Origin of the sequence: Enterobacter cloacae complex sp. AR_0002 (assembly GCF_001922365.1) — a bacterium.
In the GTDB taxonomy this organism is placed as follows: domain Bacteria; phylum Pseudomonadota; class Gammaproteobacteria; order Enterobacterales; family Enterobacteriaceae; genus Enterobacter; species Enterobacter hormaechei_C.
In genome coordinates, this window is the sequence record NZ_CP018814.1 from 1,053,264 (window position 1) to 1,072,174 (window position 18,911).

Annotated in this window: 18 protein-coding genes; 12 read left to right on the plus strand and 6 right to left on the minus strand. The window is 53.4% G+C overall.

Annotated elements, in window-relative coordinates; translation table 11 throughout:
* The first annotated feature begins 130 nt into the window (after positions 1-130).
* From topA to acnA, 6 genes are all read left to right on the plus strand, one after another.
* Entirely contained in the window at positions 131-2,728 is a 2,598-nt protein-coding gene (gene topA / locus AM329_RS05250) for a type I DNA topoisomerase (RefSeq protein WP_003856806.1), read from the plus strand.
* Positions 2,729-2,914: 186 nt separating this feature from the next.
* Positions 2,915-3,889 carry an HTH-type transcriptional regulator CysB gene (cysB, locus tag AM329_RS05255; RefSeq protein WP_006810844.1) on the plus strand — a complete coding sequence of 325 codons (975 nt, stop codon included), beginning with the start codon at positions 2,915-2,917 and terminating at the stop codon, positions 3,887-3,889.
* A 336-nt stretch (positions 3,890-4,225) separates the two neighbouring features.
* Positions 4,226-4,366 carry a YmiA family putative membrane protein gene (locus AM329_RS05260; protein WP_213083754.1) on the plus strand — a complete coding sequence of 47 codons (141 nt, stop codon included), beginning with the start codon at positions 4,226-4,228 and terminating at the stop codon, positions 4,364-4,366.
* Positions 4,367-4,374: 8 nt separating this feature from the next.
* On the plus strand, positions 4,375-4,539 hold the full coding sequence (locus AM329_RS25855) for a hypothetical protein (protein WP_162183706.1): 165 nt from the start codon (positions 4,375-4,377) through the stop codon (positions 4,537-4,539).
* Between the two features lie 137 nt (positions 4,540-4,676).
* A complete protein-coding gene (gene ymiC / locus AM329_RS26070; protein ID WP_032103392.1) occupies positions 4,677-4,775 on the plus strand; it encodes a small membrane protein YmiC in 99 nt (32 codons plus the stop codon).
* Positions 4,776-4,941: 166 nt separating this feature from the next.
* A complete protein-coding gene (gene acnA, locus AM329_RS05275) occupies positions 4,942-7,617 on the plus strand; it encodes an aconitate hydratase AcnA (protein WP_022651350.1) in 2,676 nt (891 codons plus the stop codon).
* A gap of 36 nt (positions 7,618-7,653) precedes the next feature.
* Here the strand turns inward: acnA and ribA are convergent, their stop codons facing one another.
* Positions 7,654-8,244: a GTP cyclohydrolase II gene (ribA, locus tag AM329_RS05280; protein ID WP_003856813.1), complete on the minus strand. Its 591-nt coding sequence runs from the start codon at positions 8,242-8,244 to the stop codon at positions 7,654-7,656.
* Positions 8,245-8,441: 197 nt separating this feature from the next.
* Here ribA and pgpB point away from each other — a divergent pair, with 197 nt between their 5' ends.
* The 5 genes from pgpB (at position 8,442) to yciH (ending at position 12,090) form a co-directional block, all read left to right on the plus strand.
* Positions 8,442-9,209, plus strand: coding sequence for a phosphatidylglycerophosphatase B (pgpB, locus tag AM329_RS05285; protein ID WP_003856815.1), 768 nt, complete (start codon positions 8,442-8,444; stop codon positions 9,207-9,209).
* Positions 9,210-9,357: 148 nt separating this feature from the next.
* Entirely contained in the window at positions 9,358-9,666 is a 309-nt protein-coding gene (locus AM329_RS05290; protein ID WP_003856817.1) for a LapA family protein, read from the plus strand.
* A 6-nt stretch (positions 9,667-9,672) separates the two neighbouring features.
* Entirely contained in the window at positions 9,673-10,842 is a 1,170-nt protein-coding gene (gene lapB, locus AM329_RS05295) for a lipopolysaccharide assembly protein LapB (protein ID WP_003856819.1), read from the plus strand.
* Between the two features lie 184 nt (positions 10,843-11,026).
* Entirely contained in the window at positions 11,027-11,764 is a 738-nt protein-coding gene (gene pyrF, locus AM329_RS05300; RefSeq protein ID WP_003856820.1) for an orotidine-5'-phosphate decarboxylase, read from the plus strand.
* Complete coding sequence (yciH, locus tag AM329_RS05305; protein WP_003856822.1) at positions 11,764-12,090, plus strand: stress response translation initiation inhibitor YciH; 327 nt, start codon at positions 11,764-11,766, stop codon at positions 12,088-12,090. Before pyrF ends, yciH begins: the two co-directional genes overlap by 1 nt.
* Before the next feature lie 104 nt (positions 12,091-12,194).
* On the opposite strand, the gene osmB is transcribed toward yciH, so the two are convergent.
* The 3 genes from osmB to AM329_RS05320 form a co-directional block, all read right to left on the minus strand.
* Positions 12,195-12,413 (minus strand): osmotically-inducible lipoprotein OsmB, encoded by a 219-nt coding sequence (osmB, locus tag AM329_RS05310; RefSeq protein ID WP_003856823.1) that lies wholly within the window; start codon positions 12,411-12,413, stop codon positions 12,195-12,197.
* Positions 12,414-12,675: 262 nt separating this feature from the next.
* Positions 12,676-13,428, minus strand: coding sequence for a DNA-binding transcriptional regulator YciT (locus tag AM329_RS05315; RefSeq protein WP_032609351.1), 753 nt, complete (start codon positions 13,426-13,428; stop codon positions 12,676-12,678).
* A gap of 37 nt (positions 13,429-13,465) precedes the next feature.
* The gene (locus tag AM329_RS05320) at positions 13,466-13,648 is read right to left on the minus strand and encodes a hypothetical protein (protein ID WP_003856825.1); all 183 of its coding nucleotides are present in this window, start codon (positions 13,646-13,648) and stop codon (positions 13,466-13,468) included.
* A 191-nt stretch (positions 13,649-13,839) separates the two neighbouring features.
* Between AM329_RS05320 and AM329_RS05325 the strand changes: the two genes are divergently transcribed.
* Complete coding sequence (locus AM329_RS05325; protein ID WP_032609349.1) at positions 13,840-14,709, plus strand: crotonase/enoyl-CoA hydratase family protein; 870 nt, start codon at positions 13,840-13,842, stop codon at positions 14,707-14,709.
* Here AM329_RS05325 and pdeR read toward each other — a convergent pair.
* Both pdeR and AM329_RS05335 read right to left on the minus strand, forming a co-directional pair.
* Positions 14,706-16,697: a cyclic di-GMP phosphodiesterase gene (gene pdeR, locus AM329_RS05330; protein ID WP_003856827.1), complete on the minus strand. Its 1,992-nt coding sequence runs from the start codon at positions 16,695-16,697 to the stop codon at positions 14,706-14,708. The genes AM329_RS05325 and pdeR overlap by 4 nt on opposite strands.
* A gap of 204 nt (positions 16,698-16,901) precedes the next feature.
* The gene (locus AM329_RS05335) at positions 16,902-18,836 is read right to left on the minus strand and encodes an exoribonuclease II (RefSeq protein ID WP_022651348.1); all 1,935 of its coding nucleotides are present in this window, start codon (positions 18,834-18,836) and stop codon (positions 16,902-16,904) included.
* Positions 18,837-18,911 lie beyond the last annotated feature (75 nt).

The window sequence follows — 18,911 nt, forward strand, 5'->3', positions numbered from 1 at the left end:
TTCTGACGTTCGGTAACACATAGGGGTTGATATCCCCTGACGACGTCGCAATATCAATGGCTCGTCGTCAGCGGAAGGGAAATCAACGTGCGGCGTATTCCTGGAAGAATTAAATTAGGTAAAGGTGAATATGGGTAAAGCTCTCGTCATCGTTGAGTCCCCGGCAAAAGCCAAAACGATCAATAAATATCTGGGCAATGACTACGTGGTTAAGTCCAGCGTTGGTCACATTCGCGACTTGCCGACCAGTGGCTCAGCCAGCAAAAAGAGCGCAGACTCTACCTCCACCAAAGGGGCTAAAAAGCCTAAAAAGGATGAACGTAGCGCGCTTGTCAACCGCATGGGTGTTAACCCATGGCACAACTGGGATGCACATTACGAAGTGCTGCCAGGCAAAGAAAAAGTCGTTAACGAGCTGAAACAGCTTGCTGAAAAAGCAGACCACATTTATCTCGCAACCGACCTTGACCGCGAAGGGGAGGCCATCGCATGGCACCTGCGGGAAGTGATCGGGGGTGATGACAAACGCTACAGCCGTGTAGTGTTCAACGAAATTACAAAGAATGCGATTCGTCAGGCGTTTGAAAAGCCGGGTGAACTGAATATCGACCGTGTTAACGCTCAGCAGGCGCGTCGCTTTATGGACCGCGTTGTTGGCTACATGGTCTCGCCGTTGCTGTGGAAAAAGGTCGCTCGCGGCCTGTCTGCGGGGCGTGTGCAGTCTGTTGCTGTTCGTCTTGTTGTTGAGCGTGAACGCGAGATCAAAGCGTTCGTCCCGGAAGAGTTCTGGGAAGTGGATGCGAATGTCACCACGCCGGGCGGCGATGCGCTGCCGTTGCAGGTGAGCCACCACAACGACAAACCGTTCCGACCTGAAAATCGCGATCAGACCATGGCCGCCGTGGCGCTGCTGGAAAAAGCGCGTTATCAGGTTCTGGATCGTGAAGACAAACCGACCAGCAGCAAGCCTGGCGCACCGTTTATCACGTCAACGCTTCAGCAGGCGGCGAGTACGCGTCTGGGTTACGGCGTGAAGAAAACCATGATGATGGCCCAGCGTTTGTATGAAGCGGGTTACATCACCTACATGCGTACTGACTCCACCAACCTGAGCCAGGACGCTGTCAACATGGTGCGCGGCTATATCGAGGACAACTTCGGTAAGAAATACCTGCCGGACAGTCCTAATCAGTACGCCAGCAAAGAGAATTCTCAGGAAGCGCACGAAGCGATTCGACCTTCTGACGTTTCCGTTCTGGCAGAATCGCTGAAAGATATGGAAGCGGACGCCCAGAAGCTGTATCAGCTGATCTGGCGCCAGTTCGTAGCCTGCCAGATGACGCCAGCGAAATACGACTCCACCACGCTGACCGTCGGCGCGGGTGATTTCCGCCTGAAAGCGCGCGGCCGTATTCTGCGCTTCGACGGCTGGACAAAAGTGATGCCTGCGCTGCGTAAAGGTGATGAAGACAGAACGCTGCCTTCAGTCAACAAAGGTGACGAGCTGTCGCTGGTTGATCTGGTCCCGGCTCAGCACTTCACCAAGCCACCTGCGCGCTTTAGCGAAGCATCGCTGGTGAAAGAGCTGGAAAAACGCGGAATCGGTCGCCCGTCCACCTATGCGTCAATCATTTCGACCATTCAGGATCGTGGATACGTTCGCGTTGAGAACCGTCGTTTCTATGCTGAAAAAATGGGGGAGATTGTCACCGACCGTCTGGAAGCGAACTTCCGCGAGTTGATGAACTATGACTTCACCGCGCAGATGGAAGACAGCCTCGATGAGGTTGCCAGCCATAAGGCAGAGTGGAAGAAAGTTCTCGACAGCTTCTTCAGCGATTTTACCAATCAGCTTGAGAAAGCCGAGAAAGATCCTGAAGAGGGCGGCATGCTGCCTAACCAGATGGTACTGACGAGCATCGACTGCCCAACCTGTGGCCGTAAAATGGGGATCCGTACCGCGACCACGGGCGTGTTCCTCGGTTGCTCTGGTTATGCGCTGTCACCGAAAGAGCGTTGCAAAACCACCATAAACCTCGTGCCGGAGAACGAAGTTCTCAACGTGCTGGAAGGTGACGATGCGGAGACCAACGCACTGCGCGCCAAACGCCGCTGTAAGAAATGCGGCACGGCGATGGACAGCTACCTGATCGATCCAAAACGCAAACTGCACGTTTGTGGTAATAACCCGACCTGCGATGGTTATGAGATCGAAGAAGGTGAGTTCCGCATTAAGGGCTATGACGGTCCGATCGTTGAGTGTGAGAAATGTGGTTCCGAAATGCACCTGAAAATGGGACGCTTCGGTAAGTACATGGCATGCACCAACGACGACTGTAAAAACACGCGTAAGATCCTGCGTAACGGTGAAGTGGCGCCGCCGAAGGAAGATCCGGTTCCGCTTCCTGAGCTGCCGTGCGAGAAGTCTGACGCGTATTTCGTGCTGCGTGACGGTGCTGCCGGGGTATTCCTCGCGGCCAATACCTTCCCGAAATCGCGCGAAACTCGTGCGCCGCTGGTAGAAGAGCTGTACCGCTTCCGCGACCGTCTGCCGGAGAAACTGCGTTATCTTGCCGATGCGCCACAGCAGGATCCGGAAGGCAACAAAACCGTGGTGCGCTTCAGCCGTAAAACGAAGCAGCAGTACGTGGCGGCAGAGAAAGAGGGCAAAGCGACCGGATGGTCAGCCTTCTTCGTCGACGGGAAATGGGTTGAAGGCAAGAAATAATCTTCCCTTACCGTAACTTACCTGTGAAAGGGCCGGACTTCCGGCCCTTTTTTATTACGTAGTTATTATTTTTTGTTCCGTACTATACAGCCTGGCTATAAATGATATAGTGGTTATAGTTAACCCGTTTCTTATTATCAAATCGTCTTAAGCGATTGACGCATGCGCTAAATCGGATGGTCTGGCATGAAATTACAGCAGCTTCGCTATATCGTTGAGGTCGTCAATCATAACCTCAATGTCTCTTCCACCGCAGAGGGTCTTTATACCTCGCAGCCCGGCATCAGCAAGCAGGTGCGTATGCTGGAGGATGAGTTAGGTATTCAGATCTTTGCCCGCAGCGGTAAGCACTTGACTCAGGTCACGCCGGCTGGACAGGAAATCATACGCATCGCACGGGAAGTACTCTCCAAAGTCGACGCCATTAAATCCGTTGCCGGGGAACATACCTGGCCGGATAAAGGCTCTCTGTATATTGCCACCACGCACACCCAGGCGCGTTATGCGCTTCCCGGGGTGATCAAAGGTTTCATCGAACGCTATCCCCGCGTTTCCCTGCATATGCATCAGGGCTCACCGACGCAAATCGCAGAGGCCGTGTCTAAAGGCAATGCAGACTTCGCTATCGCGACGGAAGCCCTCCATCTGTACGATGATCTGGTCATGCTCCCGTGCTACCACTGGAACCGCTCTATTGTCGTGACCCCGGATCACCCGCTGGCGGGGAAGGGCGAAGTGACAATCGAAGAACTGGCGCAATACCCTCTGGTGACCTATACGTTCGGCTTTACGGGCCGTTCTGAACTGGACACCGCGTTTAACCGCGCCGGATTAACGCCACGGATTGTCTTTACGGCGACGGATGCGGACGTCATAAAAACGTATGTGCGTCTGGGCCTGGGCGTTGGGGTTATTGCCAGCATGGCGGTAGATCCTGTCTCAGACCCAGATCTGGTGCGTCTGGATGCGCATGATATTTTCAGCCACAGCACCACCAAGATAGGTTTTCGTCGGAGCACGTTCCTGCGCAGCTATATGTATGATTTTATTCAACGCTTCGCGCCACATTTAACGCGCGACGTGGTGGATACAGCTGTAGCGTTACGCTCCAATGAAGACATCGAAGAGATGTTTAAAGACATTAAACTTCCCGCCAAATAATCACACCCGGTATCTTTCTGGTACGGAAAGATACCGTCATTCCCCTTTAAACCTGAATTAGAATTATCATCATCTACGTCCACTGTCATATATCGTCATAACCCATTAAATGACTATGGTTTTACTGTCGCAAATTTGCGACAAAAGTAGAAACTAATTTACAGGTGTGCAAATTATTCTTTTCAATTATTTATTTCGGGTCAAAAGATTGAATTTTCCCAGGCCCAGATACGTAAATTCACTGGCTTTTCGGCTAAAGTTTCTTTAGGATTTATCTCATCAGATGATTACTTGTGCCAATTGTTTGGTCTCTAAATGATAAGCGATGTCGATTGTATGAGGTTAGCAATGCCGTCAGGAAGTGAAGAACCGCAAAGGGATCCCGCGCTTAAGCGTAAAGCCTGGCTGGCGGTCTTTCTTGGCTCTGCCCTGTTCTGGGTGGTGGTTGCTCTTCTTGTCTGGAATTACTGGGGTTGATTATGGTCATGACGGTGCGTACAGAAGCGAGAAAAGAGATGTGTCAGCTTCGTGACAATGCTCACAAAGCCCGTAAGGCGCCAGCAACCAGCGTGCCAGCTTCCTGGAAACTGACGCCACAGCAGCAGGCCTTTATTGATGTGTTCGCGGAAGACGAACCCAAAAAACAATAATTTTGAATTTTGCGTAATGATGCAAATAGTCTGAATAAAGACTGTGCGCTTTTGTACTCCTTAATAAATACACATCAGCAATATAGAACGAGGGCAGACCTCGCAACCTTAAATAATTAAAGTCTGGTGTCCCTATGATGAATAACATGACAACCGTAAAATACTGGTCATGGCTCGGCGTATTCTCAGCGTCGATCCTCTTCTGGTGTCAGCTCCTCTGGCTGGCCTTGCACTAAATCGTAAAAACCTCGCCACGGCGGGGTTTTTTGTTTTATCCCTCGTGTTGGACCATTCCTAAATTTATCAATTTGGGTTGTTATCAAAACGTTACGACATCTTTGTGTTATCTTTAATTACAGCCCTGATGATTGTCAGGACATCCCTGTTTTTAAGGAGGAGCTTATGTCGTTAACCCTACGCGAAGCCAGTAAGGACACATTACAGGCGGAAAATAAAACCTGGCGCTACTATAGCTTACCGCTGGCTGCCAGAACGCTTGGGGACATTTCGCGGTTACCCAAGTCGTTGAAAGTTTTACTGGAAAACCTCTTGCGCTGGCAGGATGGCGACTCGGTTACCGAGGAGGATATCCAGGCTCTGGCAGGGTGGCTGAAGAATGCACATGCAGACAGAGAAATTGCCTATCGCCCGGCCAGGGTGCTTATGCAGGATTTCACCGGCGTACCAGCGGTTGTGGATTTGGCTGCCATGCGTGAAGCCGTTAAGCGTCTCGGGGGCGATACTGCTAAGGTTAACCCCCTGTCCCCGGTAGACCTCGTCATTGACCACTCCGTCACCGTCGATCACTTTGGTGACGACGATGCTTTCGGCGAAAACGTCCGTCTGGAGATGGAACGTAACCATGAACGCTACGTATTTCTGAAATGGGGTCAGCAGGCGTTCAGCCGCTTCAGCGTTGTTCCACCGGGCACCGGCATTTGTCACCAGGTCAACCTGGAATATCTCGGCAAAGCCGTCTGGAGTGAATTGCAGGATAAAGAGTGGGTGGCTTACCCGGATACGCTGGTGGGCACCGATTCACACACAACCATGATTAACGGCCTTGGCGTTCTGGGTTGGGGCGTCGGTGGTATTGAAGCGGAAGCGGCCATGCTCGGCCAGCCGGTATCAATGCTCATTCCCGATGTGGTGGGCTTTAAGCTGACCGGTAAATTGTCCGAAGGCATCACCGCCACGGATCTGGTTCTGACGGTCACCCAGATGCTGCGTAAGCATGGTGTGGTGGGTAAATTCGTTGAATTTTATGGCGATGGTCTGGATTCCTTGCCGCTGGCGGACCGGGCCACCATCGCCAACATGGCGCCGGAATATGGCGCGACCTGCGGCTTTTTCCCGATTGATAGCGTTACGCTGGAGTATATGCGCCTCAGTGGTCGCAGCGAGGAGCAGGTGGCCCTCGTTGAGGCCTATACTAAAGCGCAGGGCATGTGGCGTAACCCGGGTGACGAGCCGGTATTTACCAGTACGCTGGAACTGGATATGGGCACCGTTGAGGCAAGCCTCGCAGGGCCAAAACGTCCGCAGGACCGCGTCGCCCTGAGCAACGTTCCCAAAGCCTTTGCCGCCAGCAATGAGCTGGAGGTTAACGCCGCGCAAAAAGATCACCGTCCGGTGGACTATGTTCTGAACGGGCATCAGTATCAGCTTCCTGACGGCGCCGTGGTGATCGCCGCTATCACTTCCTGTACCAACACGTCCAACCCGAGTGTGTTAATGGCTGCCGGGCTGTTGGCAAAAAAAGCGGTAGAACTGGGGCTCAAGCCACAGCCGTGGGTTAAAGCCTCTCTGGCGCCTGGTTCGAAAGTGGTTTCCGATTATCTGGCGCAGGCCAGACTCACGCCTTACCTCGACGAGCTGGGCTTCAACCTGGTGGGCTACGGCTGTACGACCTGTATCGGTAACTCTGGTCCACTGCCTGAGCCTATTGAAGTGGCGATCAGGCAGGGTGATTTGACCGTTGGCGCGGTACTTTCCGGTAACCGAAACTTTGAAGGGCGTATTCATCCGCTGGTGAAAACCAACTGGCTGGCCTCGCCGCCGCTGGTTGTAGCTTATGCGCTGGCCGGAAACATGAACATTAACCTGGCGACCGATCCGATTGGTCACGATCGCAAAAATGAACCGGTCTATCTGAAAGACATCTGGCCATCATCGCGTGAAATTGCGCGCGCGGTAGAGAAAGTTTCCACCGAGATGTTCCGCAAAGAGTATGCGGAAGTGTTCGAAGGCACAGCGGAATGGAAAGCGATCGACGTGGTGGGTTCCGATACCTATGACTGGCAGGATGATTCCACCTATATTCGCCTGTCGCCATTCTTCGACGAAATGCTGGCGGAGCCTGCACCGCTGAAAGATATTCACGGCGCGCGGATCCTGGCGATGCTGGGCGATTCCGTCACCACCGACCATATCTCTCCGGCGGGGAGCATCAAGGCGGACAGTCCGGCAGGTCGGTATCTGCAAAGCCGTGGCGTGGAACGTCGCGATTTCAACTCCTACGGTTCGCGCCGTGGTAACCACGAAGTGATGATGCGAGGGACCTTTGCCAACATCCGCATTCGCAATGAAATGGTTCCGGGCGTGGAAGGGGGCATGACGCGCCACCTGCCGGATACAGAGGTCATTTCAATTTATGACGCAGCCATGAAGTATCAGCAGGAGGGGACGCCGCTGGCCGTTATTGCCGGTAAAGAGTACGGCTCCGGTTCCAGTCGCGACTGGGCGGCAAAAGGTCCGCGTCTGCTCGGGGTTCGCGTGGTGATTGCCGAATCCTTTGAACGTATCCACCGCTCAAACCTGATCGGCATGGGGATTTTGCCGCTGGAGTTCCCGCAGGGCGTGACGCGTAAAACGCTGGGTCTGACCGGGGAAGAGCAGATTGATATCAGCGGTCTGCAAAATCTGCAACCGGGTAAAACCGTTCCGGTGAAATTAACGCGCGCAGATGGTACGACAGAAGTGCTGGATTGCCGGTGTCGTATTGATACGGCAACAGAGCTGACCTATTACCAGAACGACGGCATTTTACATTATGTAATTCGTAAGATGCTGGACTGATAAAAACGCCCGGCACATGTGCCGGGCGTTTTGCGTTTACTCGCTCAGCAGATGCCCCATTTTGGCGGCTTTAGTATCGAGGTAGTGCGCGTTTTTCGGGTTGCGGCCGACAATCAGCGGCACGCGTTCCACGATATTGATGCCCGCTTCAGTGAGGATTTCCACTTTCTTCGGGTTATTGGTCAACAGACGCACTTCGTCCACGCCCAGCAGCTTGAACATATCTGCGCACAGGGTGAAATCGCGCTCGTCAGCAGCAAAGCCGAGCTGATGGTTCGCTTCGACGGTATCGTAGCCCTGATCCTGCAACGCGTAGGCGCGGATTTTATTCAGCAGGCCAATATTGCGTCCTTCCTGACGGTGATACAGCAGAACGCCACGTCCTTCCTCTGCGATATGAGAAAGGGCGGCTTCAAGCTGGAAACCGCAGTCGCACCGCAGGCTGAACAGCGCGTCACCGGTCAGACACTCTGAATGAACGCGGGACAGCACCGGCGTTTGCCCCGAAATGTCGCCGAATACCAGGGCGACGTGATCTTGCCCGGTTGCCAGTTCTTCAAAACCCACCATCAGGAAATCGCCCCATGGGGTTGGCAGTTTGGCTTCTGCCACACGTTTAAGCTGCATGTGATTCTCCAGACCAGGCTGACACGTTTCGTGCCTTTGCCCCATTATGCTTTCTGTATTGGACTATTTTGCCACAAGCCCGGCAACTTCACCTAATCACCACCACGCTTTACAAACGTTAAACGCACAATCCGACATATCCACCTGAATGAAGAAATTCAGTTATGATTGTGGTGCTTAGTGAAAAAGGAGAGGACATGCTTTCGATTGCCAGACGAACGGCCGCAGGTGCCGCCGTATTGCTCGTTATACCCCTGGTCGTTTGGTTCTCCGGCTGGATGTGGCAGCCCGGACAAAACGAGACGTGGCTGAAAGCCCTATACTGGATAACCGAGACGGTCACCCAGCCGTGGGGGATTATTACACACGTGCTGCTCTGTGGCTGGTTCCTGTGGTGCCTGCGCTTTCGCCTTCGTGCGGCGCTGGTACTGTTTGCCATTCTCGGCGGGGCCATACTCATCGGGCAGGGGGTGAAGTCGTGGGTGAAAGATCGCGTGCAGGAACCCCGTCCTTTCGTCGTCTGGCTGGAAAAAACGCACCATGTTCCGGTGGATGAGTTCTACAATTTAAAGCGTAAAGATCGCGGTGCGCTGGTAAAGGAGCAACTTGCGGAACAGCAGGATATCCCGACCTTTTTACGCAAACACTGGCAAAAAGAGACCGGCTTTGCGTTTCCTTCCGGGCATACGATGTTTGCTGCCAGCTGGGCGCTACTTGGCGTAGGACTGCTGTGGCCGCGTCGGCGTACCCTCACGATTGCGATTTTGCTGGTCTGGGCGACAGGCGTAATGGGCAGCCGGATGCTGCTGGGGATGCACTGGCCGCGTGATTTGGTGGTGGCAACGCTGATCTCGTGGGTACTGGTGACGCTGGCGACCTGGCTTGCACAACGTTTTTGTGGACCCCTGACGCCGCCGCCGGAAGAGAAGGAAGAAATAGCCGAAAGGGAGTCTGGCGGAACCTGAAGGTTGATATTCCGCATTTTGACCATAAATCCATGTAGGGCGCATTACTTTTTCCATTTCGCGCCCGCCACTAAAATGGTAGCTTATAAGGCTGATTGCAGTGAGTTGAACACGCTTTATACGCTCGAACCACATAACGGGAAGTCATGTGAAATATTTACTCATTTTCTTACTGGTGTTGGCGATTTTTGTCATTTCAGTCACATTGGGCGCGCAAAACGATCAACAGGTAAGTTTCAACTATCTGCTGGCGCAGGGCGAGTACCGGGTGTCGAGCCTGCTGGCTGTGTTATTCGCGGCGGGGTTTGTCATCGGCTGGCTTGTATGCGGCCTGTTCTGGCTTAAGGTTCGTGTTTCTCTTGTTCGCGCTGAACGTAAAATTAAACGACTTGAACATCAACTTACGCCTGCGTCTGACATTCCGGCGAGCTCTGGTGTGCCGGTAGTCAAGGAATAATCGAATATGCTGGAGTTGTTGTTTCTGCTTTTGCCTGTCGCCGCAGCCTATGGCTGGTATATGGGCCGCAGAAGCGCGCAACAAACAAAACAGGATGAAGCAAACCGACTCTCCCGTGACTACGTAGCGGGGGTGAACTTCCTGCTGAGCAATCAGCAGGATAAAGCGGTGGATCTGTTCCTCGATATGCTTAAAGAGGATACCGGCACCGTTGAGGCGCATCTCACCCTGGGAAACCTGTTCCGCTCGCGCGGAGAGGTTGACCGTGCCATTCGTATCCACCAGACCTTGATGGAAAGCGCTTCGTTGACCTATGAGCAACGGTTGCTGGCCGTGCAGCAGCTTGGGCGGGATTACATGGCCGCGGGGCTTTACGATCGCGCCGAGGATATGTTCTCTCAGCTGGTGGATGAGACGGACTTCCGTATCGGTGCGCTTCAGCAGCTTCTGCAAATCTATCAGGCCACCAGCGACTGGCAAAAAGCGATTGATACCGCTGAACGGCTGGTCAAACTCGGCAAAGACAAACAGCGCGTCGAAATTGCCCACTTCTATTGCGAGCTGGCTCTCCAGCAGATGGGTAGCGATGACATGGATAAAGCCATGGCACTGTTAAAGAAAGGCGCAGCGGCCGATCGCAACAGCGCGCGCATCTCGATCATGATGGGGCGGGTCTTTATGGCTAACGGTGATTACGCCAAAGCCGTGGAGAGCCTGCTTCGCGTTATCGATCAGGATAAAGAGCTGGTCAGCGAAACGTTGGAAATGCTGCAAACCTGCTATCAGCAGCTCGGTAAGCAGGACGAGTGGGTTGCGTTTCTGCGTCGCTGTGTTGAAGAGAATACAGGTGCCACAGCCGAGCTGATGCTGTCAGATGTCGTCGAAGAGCATGAAGGGAGCGATACCGCCCAGGTATACATTACCCGTCAGTTGCAGCGTCATCCTACCATGCGTGTCTTCCATAAGCTGATGGATTACCACCTTAATGACGCAGAAGAAGGGCGCGCTAAAGAGAGCCTGATGGTGCTGCGAGACATGGTGGGTGAACAGGTGCGCAGCAAACCGCGCTATCGCTGCCAGAAATGCGGCTTCACCGCCTATTCGCTCTACTGGCATTGCCCTTCCTGCCGGGCGTGGTCCACCATTAAGCCAATCCGAGGTCTGGACGGACAGTAATTTTTTAAAACGCTGCACTTTAGTTACAACATACTAATGGTTACAGTAATTCCATCAGCACCGTGCGGTCTGGGGTTCAGCAGGAAAAGCATTCGATTCTGTTCATTTACCCCGAGGGCAGGTAGAATGCACGCCGTTTATCTGTTCCGCGCCGCTGCGCGCCCATAGACGAAAAGGGCTGGTCATGACGTCTGTTACATCCTCCACTTCCCGCGTAGTTACCGATTCTCCCGTAGTTGTTGCTCTGGATTACAATAACCGTGACGCCGCACTGGCCTTTGTTGATGGCATTGATCCCCGCGATTGCCGTCTGAAAGTAGGCAAAGAGATGTTTACGCTGTTCGGCCCACAAATCGTCCGCGATCTGCATCAACGTGGTTTCGACGTTTTCCTCGACCTGAAATTCCACGACATTCCAAATACCACTGCGCACGCCGTTGCTGCGGCAGCTGAACTCGGCGTGTGGATGGTTAACGTACATGCATCGGGCGGGGCACGCATGATGACGGCTGCGCGCGAAGCGCTGGTGCCGTTTGGTAATGACGCTCCGCTTCTGATCGCCGTCACCGTGCTGACCAGTATGGATGAATCCGACCTGCGCGACCTGGGTGTGACGTTGTCACCTGCCGAACATGCAGAGCGTCTGGCGCGCCTCACGCAACAGTGTGGTCTCGATGGCGTGGTCTGTTCGGCTCAGGAGGCGGTTCGCTTCAAATCTGAGTTAGGCCGCGATTTTAAACTGGTGACGCCAGGTATTCGTCCAGCAGGCAGCGAGTCAGGGGATCAGCGACGTATCATGACGCCAGAGCAGGCGCTGAGCGCGGGTGTAGACTATATGGTGATTGGTCGCCCGGTGACGCAATCCGCTCATCCGGCAGAGACCCTGAAAGCGATTAATGCATCACTGAAAAAGGGGGCATAATGCGTGACGCCAACAGTCGTCTGGTCTATTCAACGGATACCGGGCGCATTGAAGAGCCAAAAGAGAAAGCTGAACGTCCAAAAGGCGATGGTATCGTGCGAATTCAGCGCCAGACCAGCGGCAGAAAAGGGAAAGGCGTTTGCCTTGTCACCGGCATTGACCTGGATGATGCAGACCTGGTAAAGCTCGCCGCTGAGCTTAAAAAGAAGTGCGGATGCGGTGGGGCAGTAAAAGACGGCATTATTGAGATTCAGGGCGATAAACGAGATTTAATTAAAACGCTGCTGGAAGCCAAAGGAATGAAAGTCAAACTGGCGGGCGGCTAAAATAAATGAGCCACGGACATTGCCGTGGCTCTTTTTTTTACGTGCGTAAGTCAGACCTGAAAATACTTAATATATTATTATGCCGGTGAGAGCCGTTATGGTGATTATTTGCCCACCTGGTGACCGATAATACCACCTACGGCAGCACCACCTAATGTACCCAGCGTACTACCATCCGTTAATACTGCACCACCAAGCGCACCAGCACCGGCACCAATCGCGGTGTTACGGTCACGTTTAGACCAGTTAGAGCAAGCGCTCAGGGACATTGCTACAGTGATTGCCAGAACAGCGGCGGCTAATTTTTTGCTGGTAAAGGTCATAATACTTTCTCCTGAATTATCGATTCACGGAAAGGAATGCACTTTAAGTATAGACAATATCCATACTTAAATTCTGTTCCCGTGAAAGCTGGTCGCGCAGGCGTTTCATCATCACGCAGGTGATAGTCACTTCCTGTTATATCGCTAATACTAATTTTACGTGTTTAGAACGGTTTCAACAGGTAAAAACTCTTAAAGGAAGGGTCGGAATACTCTCAGAGAAAGGTTTAAGTGCGCCCATTATTCGGGCGCAGCAGGATAATCAGGCCGTTTTTTTTACAATATCGACAGTCAGACCGTCTTGTTCTAATTGCTGGCGATATTCATCACTCAAACGCTCATCCGTGATCACACGGCTGAAGCGCGAGGCCGGCCCCATCGTATAAGGGTGTACGGCGCCAAACTTAGAGCTGTCGGTCAGCACAATCGCTTCACACTCTTTGGCGAGTACGGCGTTAACCACGTCTGAACGCATCATGTCGCGGCCGGTAAAGCCGGTGTCGGGCTGCCAGCCATCAATACCTATGAATGCCTTACTGAAGTGAACTTGCTGAACATATTGGCGCGTTAATGGCCCCACCATGCTTTCGCTTTTCTTCTGGTAAATGCCGCCCAGCAGAATCACCTCGCAGCGAGTTTCCTTCAACAGATGGGCAATATAGCTGCTTACGGTGATGATGGTAACGTCTTTTTGATCGGCAAGCGTGCGCGCCAGAAGGGCGTTACTGCTGCCATTTTCAATAAAGACGGTCTCACCGTTATTCACCAGGGATGCAGCAAACTCCGCCAGCTCCCGCTTGAGCGCATAATTGTTCATCATGCGGGTTTCAACGTCGTCGCTGTCCAGTGGAACGGCATATCCGTGCGCACGCCGCAGGTAGCTCTGTTTTTCCAGAAGATTCAGATCCTGACGAATGGTGACTTCAGAAACGCCGGTGGCTTTAGCGAGATCGACCACGCTTACGCGTCCCTGATCGATCACCATCTGCAAAATGATTTGTTGTCGGGAGTTCATAGCATCCATTTAAAAGGCAAGGTCGGAAACGACGTGGTTACACTTCCCACGGGGCTTTAGGTTGAGTGGATTCTGGAGCGTTATCAGCGCCGTTCTCAGCCAGCAGTTCAGACTTGAGGATCTCAAGATTACGGATAGCAGAGTGATAATCGCCTGCGACAAGAATATCCAGCACAGTATCAATACGCTGCGCCACGGCTGTTGCATCAATGTTAGACATAAGCTCACCCTGAAGCGAAAAGTTAATATTATCAATGATGCAGAAAATTGATTCAAAAGAGAAGGTAAAAAATGCAATAACCAAAGCCCATAAATGAAAGTGATAAATTTAACCCCCGTCTGCTGCGGGTTGTAGGGGTGGATTAGTCTAAAACTGCGCGCAACGCGCTTTTTTATAAGAGGAATTCGACTATGACAGTTATCAACCAGACAACCTGCACATTGTTTACTGATGCTGAACGATTCACTCAACTGGCGGCTTATTATGAGGCCGAACGGCGTACGGTGTGGATGATGTTACGCGCCACGCCACGGCCTTGCTTCAACCATGTGCTGATCGAGGAGATCATGAATCTCTCCTGGCTGGTTCGACAGTCCGGATTTGTCGTTGATTTTTGGGTCACCGGATCGCTGGTCCCCGACATCTACAATACCGGCGGTGATTTACAGTTCTTCGTTGAGTGCATCAAAAACAACCGACGCGAAGCGTTACGCGCCTATGCCCGGGCCTGTGTGGACTGCGTTCATGCCGCCTCGCGAGGGTTTGATACCGGCGCTGTCACGCTGGCTATGGTGGAAGGAAGCGCTTTAGGGGGCAGGTTTGAAGCCGCGCTGGCGCATCATTTCATTCTGGCCCAGCGCGATGCCCGATTAGGCTTTCCGGAAATCGCGTTCAATCTGTTCCCGGGCATGGGCGGCTATTCACTGGTGGCGCGTCGTGCCGGCATGAAAATGGCGGAGGCGCTGATCTACAAAGGTGAGACGCATACGGCGGAATGGTATGAGCAGCATGGTCTTGTGGATCTCTTATTTGAGCCGTTACAGAGCTATGTTTCGGTGCGGACGTTTATCGACACGCTACAGCCGAAGCTGAACGGCGTAAGGGCCATGCTGCGTGCACGTACGCGCGTGCTGCCACTTCCGCGAAGCGAGTTGATGGACATTACTGAGGATTGGGTTGATGCCGCCTTCTGCCTTGAACCGAAGGATATCGCCTACATGGAGCGGCTGGTTATGCTGCAAAATCGCCATCAGGCGACGGGCTTACGCAAAGCCAGCTAACGGACATTCCTGGCCTGATAACGTTTTAGCCATCGCTCGAATGCGGCAGCGGGCATGGGCTTAGCAAAAAGATAACCCTGCCGTTCGTTGACGCCATTCTTCGTCAGAAAGGCGTCTTCTTTTGCACTTTCCACCCCTTCAGCAATGACCTGCAAATTTAACGCCTGGGCCACGGCGACTATCGCACGCACCAGCGACTGTGAAATGGACTGCTTATGGATATCCCGCACGAAAGACTGGTCAAGCTTAATGGCATCGATAGGGAAGCGCGCCAGTTGCGACAGGGAAGAGTACCCCGTACCAAAGTCATCCAGATGAATTTGCGCTCCCAGGCGGCTAAATTGCTGGATCACTGACAGGGCCAGTTCTTCATTTTCAATGAGACAGCTTTCGGTTAATTCCACGTCAATCGGGCAGTATTCAAAATTCAGGTCTTTCAGCGCCTGCTTCAGGTCACTGAAGATGGTCTGGTCCGCCAGCTGACGGGCGGAGACGTTGACCGCGACGCGCATGTTGATCCCCTTGTCGCGCCATTTTGCTACCTGGCGCACCACATCAAGCATAACCCAGCGGCCCAGAGGCACAATCAGCCCTGATTCCTCTGCATAGGAGATAAACTCCATCGGCGGGATCAGGCCACGCTCTGGCGACTGCCAGCGCACCAGCGCCTCCAGACTTCTGACTTCGCCGCGCCAGGTCATTTTGGGCTGGTAGTGGATTAACAGCTGATCGTTATCCAGCGCTTTACGCAGGTTGGTATCCAGCCACAGGTATTCAAATACGCGCTGGTTCATCTCTGGCGAGAAGACGCAGAATTTGCCCCGGCCATTTTCTTTGGCGGTGTACATGGCGGTGTCGGCATTGCGAATGACGCTTTCGCGATCGTTACCGTGCTGGGGCGCAAGCGCGATGCCCAGCGAGCAGCCGGTGTAAACCTCAATCAGCCCGATGCGGAAAGGTTGACGCAGTCGGGTCAGTATTCGCGACGCCATCGCTTCCAGCGCGCCCTGCGAGGTATCGGTGGCCATCACGATAAACTCATCCCCACCCAGGCGCGCCAGGGTTTGTCCTTCGTCCAGGCAGCTCAGGATCGCCAGCGCAACGGCCTGTAGCAGCTGGTCGCCAAACATATGCCCATAGGCATCGTTCACTTTTTTAAAATTATCCAGATCGAGATAAACTACGCCAACCTGCGTGTCACCCCGAGCGGTGATGGCATCAGAGATCAGCTCATGGATGGCATTTCGGTTAGGCAAACCGGTAATCGTATCCGTATTGGCGAGAACGCGCAGGCGCTCCTGAGCCCGACGCTCCTCGGTTATGTCGGTACCTGAACAGATGAGGAAAATTTCATTTTTTCCGCTGCCGCTGTGAACAAATTTATTTCTGAAGAGAAACAGGCGCTGCCCCTTGCGGGTCTTGATCCAGCGTTCAACTTCGTAGGAGCTGCCGTTACGAAAAAAACCGGTGATGTTGCGTTTGGAGGCCGCGGCTTCGCTGCGGCTCATAAACAGTTTGAACACGTTTTGCCCGATAACTTCCTGTTCCTTCAGGCCCGTATATTCTTCACTTAAACGGTTGAAGCGCTGAATATTCCCGTTCTGGTCGAGGATCACAATCACGGAGTTAGCCTCGGAAACTACCTGTTCGGCGAAGGAGAGCCCCTGCGCCAGGTCGCGCGCAACGGAAGGAGTATCGTTCCAGGCTGATGCCGTTCCTGCCCACTCATTTTTGTTAATTTTACGGCCGACAAGATGAACGGGAACGTCCACACCGTACAAAGGCAGGGTCATGGCAATGCTGGAGGTGATTACGGTGAGCTGGCGGATCAGCGCGGCCTGTTCATCATCCAGCGCAACCACCTGAATGATGTCAGCGCTTTCACTGGCAGCAAGATGCAGAGCATTGCTGTCTGCTGTCAGTCGCCACCAGGGGCTATGCGTACCCATGTAACGAAACAGCAAATTCTGCTCCAGATCGTCCATCACGTTTTCTCCCGCGGCTGCTGAGTAGCGCACAAATTATTCATCTGCAGTCGACAATGACGGCTCTCTTTTACTGTAGATAATTCTGGAGAAATGTGGCGTTGGGAAACAGAAAAGTGTGAGAAAAAACGATGATTTTGCGGGAGATAATTCAGGAGAGAACTCCCGGCCATCCCTTAACGGAACGGCCGGAAGTTTACGCGGTTATCAGGCGACAGGGCGCGCGATAATACTGCGGGTTTCCATGCGCACTTCAGCGATGGTGACATCAATCACGTCAGTGACCTTGTAAACCGTTTCGCCTTTAATTTGCACGGTCCCGTTTTCCTGGCTACAAACCAGTTCGTCGCGGACGGCATGCAGGAACGGGGCAGGAATAAAGGCAACGGCGCCATTATCCACCAGGCGAACGCGCATACCGCCGCGGCTGATGTCAATGATTTCAGCCGGGAAACGGGTATCAGTCCCTGCCTTATCATTCAGGAAGCGCGCGTACAACCAGTCGCCGACATCACGCTCCGCCATACGGTTGAGACGGCGACGTTCTGCCATCTGCAATGTCGTATCATCCTGTGGGCGGGCAACAGATTCCCCTTTGATGATCGCTTTCAGCAGACGATGGTTAACCATGTCGCCGTACTTACGGATCGGGGAGGTCCAGGTCGCGTAAGCCTCAAGGCCAAGGCCGAAGTGTGGGCCAGGCTCGGTGCTGATTTCCGCAAAGGACTGGAAGCGGCGAATACGGCTGTCGAGGAACCCTGACGGCTGTGCGTCCAGCTCGCGGCGCAGTTTGCAGAAACCTTGCAGGGTCAGCACTTCCTCAGGATCGACGTGTACGTCATGGGTTTTCAGCAGGGCAGCCAGCGCTTCGGTGTTCGCCGGATCAAACCCGGTGTGCACGTTGTAAATGCCAAAGCCTAATTTGTCGCGCAGCACGCGTGCAGCACAAATGTTGGCGGAAATCATCGCTTCTTCAACGATGCGGTTGGCAATACGGCGCGGCTCAGCGACGATATTCAGCACTTCACCTTTTTCACCCAGCACAAAACGGTAGTCCGGACGATCTTTGAAGACCAGCGCGTGAGTTTGACGCCATTCGCTGCGGCTCAGGCAGACGCGGTGCAACAGACGAATTTGTGCGGCAATGTTGTCCGACTCGGGTTTCCAGTTGCCCGTGTTCTCCAGCCAGTCGGACACGTCGTCATAGGCCAGCTTGGCTTTGGATTCGATGGTGGCGGCGAAGAATTCAATATCTTCTTCAATGGTACCGTCAGCCGCAATGGTCATCCGACATGCCAGCACCGGACGTACTTCATGCGCACGCAGCGAACAAAGATCGTCGGAAAGTTCACGCGGCAACATCGGAATGTTAAAGCCCGGCAGGTAGTTGGTGAACGAGCGCACTTTGGCCATCTCGTCCAGCTTGCTGCCTTCGACAATCCATGCGGTAGGGTCGGCGATGGCGACGGTCAGATGCAGTTTGCCATCGGCTGTCTCTTCGGCATACAGCGCATCGTCCATATCCTCGGTGCTGGCGCTGTCAATGGTGACAAAGTCCAGCGCCGTCAGATCGCGACGTTCCAGACCTTCGTCCTGCATTTCAGTCGCCACGCCATCAGGCGCTTCTTTTTCGAGGTTGTGGCGCGCCAGCGTCACCCACCATGGGACGAAATGGTCGTCGCCGAAGGTAATGTATTGGGTAAGCTCGGCGTAGAAACCGCGATCGCCTTTTAAAGGATGACGGCGCATCTCAGCAACCGCCCAGTCACCCTCAACAAAATCATGCTCAACGCCACGCGCGGCGCGGCACGGAATAGCATCTTTCAGGAGAGGATGGTCCGGCACGACGGAAAGACGATCGTCTTTTTTATGCACTTTCCCGACAAAGCGGGTCAGGAAAGGTTCGATCAGTGCTTCCGGCTCGGCAGACTCTCGTTCCTTTTCGGTATGAATAACGGCCGAAATACGGTCGCCATGCATCACTTTCTTCATCTGAGGAGGCGGAATGAAGTAGCTCTTCTGCCCGTCAACTTCAAGAAAGCCAAAGCCCTTTTCCGTGGCTTTTACGACCCCTTCTGCACGCGGCGTCTGGGAATGCAGTTGCTGTTTAAGCTGCGCTAGCAGCGGGTTGTCCTGAAACATAATGTTCTATTTTCGTAGCCATTGAGCGGCTGACAGTTTTACGCGAATCTCACTGCTACAGCAAGCGCTCTTTAG

Coding starts and splice junctions, on each gene's coding strand:
- topA (WP_003856806.1), top strand. CDS start 131: ATGGGTAAAGCTCTCGTCATCGTTGAGTCCCCGGCAAAAGCCAAAACG.
- cysB (WP_006810844.1), top strand. CDS start 2,915: ATGAAATTACAGCAGCTTCGCTATATCGTTGAGGTCGTCAATCATAAC.
- AM329_RS05260 (WP_213083754.1), top strand. CDS start 4,226: ATGAGGTTAGCAATGCCGTCAGGAAGTGAAGAACCGCAAAGGGATCCC.
- AM329_RS25855 (WP_162183706.1), top strand. CDS start 4,375: ATGACGGTGCGTACAGAAGCGAGAAAAGAGATGTGTCAGCTTCGTGAC.
- ymiC (WP_032103392.1), top strand. CDS start 4,677: ATGAATAACATGACAACCGTAAAATACTGGTCATGGCTCGGCGTATTC.
- acnA (WP_022651350.1), top strand. CDS start 4,942: ATGTCGTTAACCCTACGCGAAGCCAGTAAGGACACATTACAGGCGGAA.
- ribA (WP_003856813.1), bottom strand. CDS start 8,244: ATGCAGCTTAAACGTGTGGCAGAAGCCAAACTGCCAACCCCATGGGGC.
- pgpB (WP_003856815.1), top strand. CDS start 8,442: ATGCTTTCGATTGCCAGACGAACGGCCGCAGGTGCCGCCGTATTGCTC.
- lapB (WP_003856819.1), top strand. CDS start 9,673: ATGCTGGAGTTGTTGTTTCTGCTTTTGCCTGTCGCCGCAGCCTATGGC.
- pyrF (WP_003856820.1), top strand. CDS start 11,027: ATGACGTCTGTTACATCCTCCACTTCCCGCGTAGTTACCGATTCTCCC.
- yciH (WP_003856822.1), top strand. CDS start 11,764: ATGCGTGACGCCAACAGTCGTCTGGTCTATTCAACGGATACCGGGCGC.
- osmB (WP_003856823.1), bottom strand. CDS start 12,413: ATGACCTTTACCAGCAAAAAATTAGCCGCCGCTGTTCTGGCAATCACT.
- AM329_RS05315 (WP_032609351.1), bottom strand. CDS start 13,428: ATGAACTCCCGACAACAAATCATTTTGCAGATGGTGATCGATCAGGGA.
- AM329_RS05320 (WP_003856825.1), bottom strand. CDS start 13,648: ATGTCTAACATTGATGCAACAGCCGTGGCGCAGCGTATTGATACTGTG.
- AM329_RS05325 (WP_032609349.1), top strand. CDS start 13,840: ATGACAGTTATCAACCAGACAACCTGCACATTGTTTACTGATGCTGAA.
- AM329_RS05335 (WP_022651348.1), bottom strand. CDS start 18,836: ATGTTTCAGGACAACCCGCTGCTAGCGCAGCTTAAACAGCAACTGCAT.